This window comes from Microcoleus sp. OTE_8_concoct_300 (genome assembly GCF_031383065.1).
Classification (GTDB): Bacteria; Cyanobacteriota; Cyanobacteriia; order Cyanobacteriales; family Microcoleaceae; genus Microcoleus.
In genome coordinates, this window is the sequence record NZ_JANMZH010000699.1 from 1 (window position 1) to 6,743 (window position 6,743).

The following is a 6,743-nucleotide window of genomic DNA, read 5'->3' on the forward strand; positions in this document are numbered from 1 at the left end:
AAACGGTTGAATTGGCGCCCCTGCATCTCCCCCTGCGTGCACAATTGTAATTTTGCCACCACCGGCGCCGCCTGCAGTAGAAATGCTAGCAAATCCCGTGGGCGACAGTGGGGTTGAAAAAGTACCCGTAGCGCGGAAAAAATTGCCTGTTATTGCTGTCACCTCGCCACCGGTGCCACCTGTACCGCCTTGGGCATTGATCGACTCTACTTGAATATCGCCGATCGGATCTAAGAACACATTGCCGGCATTTCCGACTATACCGAAGGAGTTAATTTGTTTGGCCGTAATTGAAGTTATCGCCTTAACAGTTATGTTACCGCCCGTGTTTCCCGATGTATTCAAATTGCCTGCGGTGAAATTGTTACCGCTTGTCAATAGAATTTCTCCGCCATTAGCAGTAATATTTTTAACGCTTATATCGCCCTTGGCAGTAATATCGACTTTGCCAGCGGTGACATCTCCCGATAAGTTGACTTTTTCCGTGTTTACTGCGGTCAATTGTTGCGCGTTAATTGTCGAGTTTCCTGTCACATTGCCAGCATTTTCGATCGCCACATTTGCTAACTTGTTGGTGGCCCCCACCGAACCGTTGAAAGTGATGCTGCCGATACCGGAGGCTAGAGTTAAGTTGCGGGCATTAATGCTGTCACTGTCGATCGCACCTGCAAAGGCAATATTTCCCCCTGCCGTACTCAATATCGCATCTTTCGTCAAGCCGAGAATACCGTTAATATTGATCTTGCCCTGATTAGTAGTAACATTGCCCCCCAACAAGGTGTTCGCCGCCGCAATATTTAAACCCGAATTACTCGCAATATTACCGTTATTGAATGCAGCCTGCGTTGCGGTAACATTCAAAACAGAAAGTGGTGCTGTTCCTCCGATATTTCCTTGCACCAGCACATTCCCTGTAGCTGCATCTAAGTTTAACAAATGATTCCCGTCTATCGCACCAATTATCTTAATATCTCCGCCACCGGTCCTGAGATTTATATCGTTTCCGAGTTGGACATTGCCGTTGATAGCGATCGGATTTTTATTGGTATTGATGCCCGAATTCAAATTAATTGTGGCAGCGTTGAGACCAATGCTGCTGTTGTCATTTCCGGTTAGAGTTCCATCAAGTGCGATCCGACCAGTTCCCCCTTGAATATTTACTGGATCTAAAAATGTCAGATTAGAGGCTATGCTAATCTGGGCGCTGCTATCCGAGCGCCCGAGAGCGATCGAGCTAAACCCATTTTGAAGCAAATTAATTTCCGATGCCGTCAAATCTAAAGCGCTAGTATTGTTATCCGTTCCGCCAACTGCCATATTTTGTCCGGCTGTTGCAGGTTGCAGCGTTAATGCGCCCGTACCTGAAACCTTCCCCGAAAAATCAATTTCACCTGCCGTTAAAGCCAGCGGGTTACTACCTGCATCTAAACTCGAACCGAAAGCAATTGTTGCATCTCCCAGTGTAAAAGTTACAGGAGCTTTTAATGTCACCGGGTCGCTAAAACTAATGTTATCATTACTTGTGGTGATATTTCCGCTAACCGCAACTGTTCCACCGCCATTTTGAATAAATGCACCGTCTAAGTTCAGGTTGTTCTCAATATTTAGATTAACCTTATTGGTAATTGTGAGGATGCCGTCATTGGTGGTTGTTACTGTTCCTTTGAGATTAACATTATCAGCAGCAATACCGAGATTCCCAGGTACGTCTACAGTATTATTGAAAGTTATCCCGCTGCCTGATAAAACAGAGTTTTTGGCAACTGTCACTGCATCTCCATAAGTTTGACTGCCAGTGGTAGTGACATTGCCACCTAAAGATATCTTGCTGTTGGCAGTTAAACTTGTTAGAGGAGTTGTTTCGCCTATGGCACCATTGAATGCAACATTACCGCTAACCGCCTTTACAGTCAAATCGCTGGTGCCGTCAACTGTCTTATTGAAATTAATGTCACTGCCGGAGAGAATCGGATTGTTGGCAATTGTCACTGCATCTGCATAAGTTTGACTGCCGGTTGTAGTGACATTTCCCTTCACTTGAGTTGTCCCCCCAGCATCTGTCGTCAAACTCGCGGCCTTGACTGTTTGATTAAATGCGGTTGTTCCTGTAGAGTTAGCTGTTAATTTGCCCAGGGCACTTAAACTCCCAACTGCACCATTGAATGCAACATTACCGCTAACTGCCTTCACAGTTAAATCGCTGGTGCCGTCTACAGTATTATTGAAGGTAATGTCACTGCCAGAGAGAATCGGATTGTTGGCAACAGTCACTGCCTCTGCATAAGTTTGACTGCCAGTGGTAGTGACATTGCCGCCTAAAGATATCTTGCTGTTGGCAGTTAAACTTGTTAGAGGAGTTGTTTCGCCTATGGCACCATTGAATGCAACATTACCGCTAACCGCCTTTACAGTCAAATCGCTGGTGCCGTCAACTGTCTTATTGAAGGTAATGTCACTGCCAGAAAGAATCGGATTGTTGGCAATTGTCACTGCATCGGAGTAGGTTTGACTGCCGATTGTAGTGACATTGTCATTAAGTTTAGTTGTGCCACCTGAGTCGGTTGTTAAACTTTGGGCATTGATAGTGCTCGCGAAGCTAGTCGTGCCACTACTGTTGGCAGTTATCGCACCGAATGGAGTTGTGCTGTTGCCGATCGCACCTGTTGTGAATATAATATTACCAGTACCCGCTGTTAAAGTGAGATTTGGACTGTTACCAGTTGTGCTGTCAACTGTATTGTTAAAAATAATATCGCCAGCACCTGCACCTGTGTTGAAAGAAACATCATTTGTCAGAGTAACGGGACTGTTGAAACTAATATTATCGTTAGTAGTGGTAATGGTGGATGCTATATTAACCTTGCCTGTACCGCTTTGAGTAAATTCTCCATCCAGCACTAAATTTGCCACAGTAGCGATATTCAAGTCGCCACTATTATTGATTTTAAAAGTTCCATTATTTAGCGTTGTGACTGGATAGTCGATCGCAAAATTTGTGCCTGTCAAGTTAATGCCGCCCGCACCATTGGTTGTCACTGGACCCTTGAATGCAGTTGTACCAGTACCAGTCTGAGTAATACTATTAGCTGTAATTGCCGCTGTTTGTAAGTCGCTAGCACTATTTATTTGGAGATTGCCGACGGGAATTGGATTGCCGACATCTCCCTTAAGGATAATATTGCCAGTACCTGCTGTGAGAGTGAGATTTTGATTATTAGCAGTTGTACCGTTGAGGGTGCTGTTGAAAAGAATATTGCCACCACCGATTGCACCTGTGTCAACCAAGACATTATTTTGAAGGGTAACAGGCCCGTTGAAAGTGATGTTTTGATCGATTGTGGTAATCGGCCCATTGAGTGCGATCGTACCGAGGGTGCTAGTGAGGGTGATATCTCCCGAACCCGACGTAGTTATATTGCCGGCGGTGATGTTTTGATTCGCTGTCAGTGCAATCGAAGCGTTATCAACTCCAGTGAGAGCCCCAGGAGGCAAAATTGCGATCGATCCAGCCCCTTGTGGAGAGCGAATTGTCACGGGATCTTTGAATGTCAGAGGTGACTCGATGGTAATTGCGCCGCTGCTGTCTGTCCGTCCAATCGCGATCGATTTAAAGCCATTGTCCAGGAGATTGAATATCAAAGTTATATCCAAGGAGTCAGCTTGATCGGATTGGCCCCCAAGTGCGATCTTTAAGTCAGGCCTAAAGGGTTGAAGTACCAGATCGCCCGTACCCGACGAGGAAAGGTTGGCTATATCAATTTCGTCTGCGGTAAGGGTGAGGCTGTTGCTACCCGCTTCAAATCCCTTATTTAAATAAATCTTGCCGGTGTCGAAACCTGTTGTACCAGGTTTATTCGCGGTAAAAAAAACATTATTTGTGGATACATTGTTGAGTTTAACACGATTTTCAAAACTTATGTCACCATTAGTGGCGGTCAAATCACCTAAGATAGTGACTGTACCCGTAGCAAAAGAATTTTGAATAATACTGGCGGCTGTAATTGCCTGTGTTTGTAAGTTGTTCGCCTGGTTAATTTGGAGGTTGCCTAGAGGAGTAACGCTGCCGACATTTCCACTAAATGTAATATTGCCAGTACCTGCTATTAGAGTCAAATCTTGACTGTTAGCAGTTGTGCCGTTGACGGTTTTATTGAAAATAATGTCGCCGGCACCCGCTGTATCTGTGTTAACCGAGACATTATTTATGAGGGTAACAAGACCGTTGAAAGTAATATTTTTATCGATTGTAGTAACGCCTGCGCTGAGAGAAGTAGCTCCGTTAAATGTAATATCACCATTGGCTGTAATTGGCCCGTTAACTGCGATTGTAGTAACGCCTGCGCTGAGAGAAGTAGCTCCGTTAAATGTAATATCACCATTGGCTGTAATTGGCCCGTTAACTGCGATCGACCCCGTACCACCTAGAGGCTGAATTGTCGTCGCTGTCATCGGGGAGTTGAACTGAACGCCAGCGGGGTCAACGGCGATCGCCCCCGTCCCATCCGCCCGCCCGATAACCATTTGGGAAAACCCTTTTAACGTATCGAGTTCCGTCTGGACTAGATTCAAAGGAGGAACGGCAGGTGTGTTCTGAGTACCACCTATCAGAATACCTAAGCTTGGTGTCAGTGGCTGCAAAGTAATAGTGCCCGTGCCCTTGACTTGAATAGTCCCTAACAGTTGAATTTCCTCGCCCGTCAAAGTGACATTGCCACCCGCCGCATCAATCACACCGCCGAGGAGGTTAATAGGAATGGAATTGTTGTTAGCTTTTCCCGTAAGGCTAATATTACCCGTTCCCGTAGCTTCCACCGTTACCAGTGGGGCCAGGGGGAAGTGAATCCCCTCGTTGCTAGTTGATGTCCCTACACCAGTACCGGTACCAATTAAAGCAATATCTCCATTCTGCGATCGTACCGTGCCTGAGTTGAGCCAGATCCCGGAATTGCCCGGAGCTGCACTGCCCGTGCCCGTCAACGTCACATTTCCCAGCCCTGCGGTTTGGATTGTAGCACCACTATCTACATATATACCCTCGTTGGGAACCCCAGTCCCACCACCAGTACCAGTCAGACTGACATTTCCAGAGAGCGCACTCACCGTACTCCCCCCAACTGATATCCCTTGATTGCCGCCATTAGTCCCATCACCGCCAAGACCCCTCAGAGCCAGATTCCCGGTGCCTGTGGACTCCACCACGGAGGCGAAGGCCGTCACGCCCCTGTTATTGCCCCCGGCCCCGGTTCCCTGGCCTGTTCCAGTCAGGGCGATATCTCCATTCTGCGATCGCACTGTACTGCTGTTAATAGATATCCCTTCATTCAAGCTCGTCCCCTTTCCCCCAATCCCGGTGATGGTGACAGTCCCGTTCCCCGGCGTTGACTGCACTGTAGCGGTGTCTATGCTAACGCCGGTGTTACTGATTCCTGTCCCCGCACCAGTACCCTTCAGGCTGACATTTCCCCCAGCCGATTGGACTGCGCTGGTGTTAATAGATATCCCTTTATTATTATATGTCCCATTCCCGCCAGTACCGTTGAGAGTAATACTTCCTGCCCCGATCGATTCCACTATGCTTCTATCACTAATGTCAATCCCGTTGCTGCCGTTTCCAGTTCCGTTACCAATCCCAGTGAGACTGACATCACCATTGGTTGAAGTCACCTGAGATTGGTTTGTAATAATAATACCTTCATTGCTGCCGGATGTCAGGTTCGCGCCAGTTCCAGTCATGGTAATACGACCTGTTCCCGTTGATTCCACCACAGCACCGGAGAACAGATAAATGGCTTCTCCACTCCCGTTACCGCTACCAGTCAAGGTGATATTGCCGTTCACTGAACTTATCCTAGCCCCACGCAAAACTATGCCCGAACTATTAACACTGCCACCGTTAATGCCATTGAGAATAATATTCCCACTTCCAGTAGTTTTTAGTAGTGTGTTGCTACCAGGCAGAGAAATACCAAAGCCGCCTCCCGTACCTGCAACACCCTTCAGTTCAATTTTTCCACCTCCGGCATTAATTGTGCTGCTGCTGATCTCGATTCCATGCAACAACGTAGCACTCCCCTTACCATTCCCCACGAAATCGCCACCATTAGTATCGATCGTCGAATTCTGAATCTGGAGACCACCACCATTTAGATCACTATCAGCATTGAGAGTAATATTGCCTGCGTTAGTTGTGATATTGCTGTTAACCTGAATATTATTAGCAGCATTGAGAGTAATATTGCCTCGCTGAGTTGTTGTGATATTGCTGTTAACATTAATATCATAATCAGCATTGAGAGTGAGGGAATTACTATTAGCCCAAACAACAGGTGCGCTGACTGTTATATCACCTGGATTCGGAGAACTCGACGCAGTAGAAATAGTAACATTTCCAAAATTTAGCTGATTTTGCAGCGTCACATTATTAATCGTAGAAGTAGCACCCAAGGGCGTAAATGCTCCCCCTGCTAAAGTGCCGCCTGCATCCGCACCTGTGCTAATAGTAATATCAGTAGGATCTAACAATAAAGTGCCAGCAATGCCAAAGGTCGATCGCAAATCCACCAACCCTTGAAAATCCAGCGATTGCTTCCCCGACACTTCCGCAAAGCCGCCATTACCAGAAAATAAGCCACCGCGAGCACTAATATTTCCATTAAAGCGAGTAGTTTCATCCGCCCAAACTATAACTCGCCCGCCATTGCCATTACTAACAGCATCAGCATTAATTGTCGAGTCCCGGCCCA

1 pseudogene is annotated in these 6,743 nt (G+C 46.7%); it reads right to left on the reverse strand.

Going from position 1 to position 6,743, the window contains the following annotated elements:
* A pseudogene (locus tag ACUVJL_RS31580) lies at nucleotides 1-6,743 on the reverse strand (CHAT domain-containing protein); the annotation flags it as partial.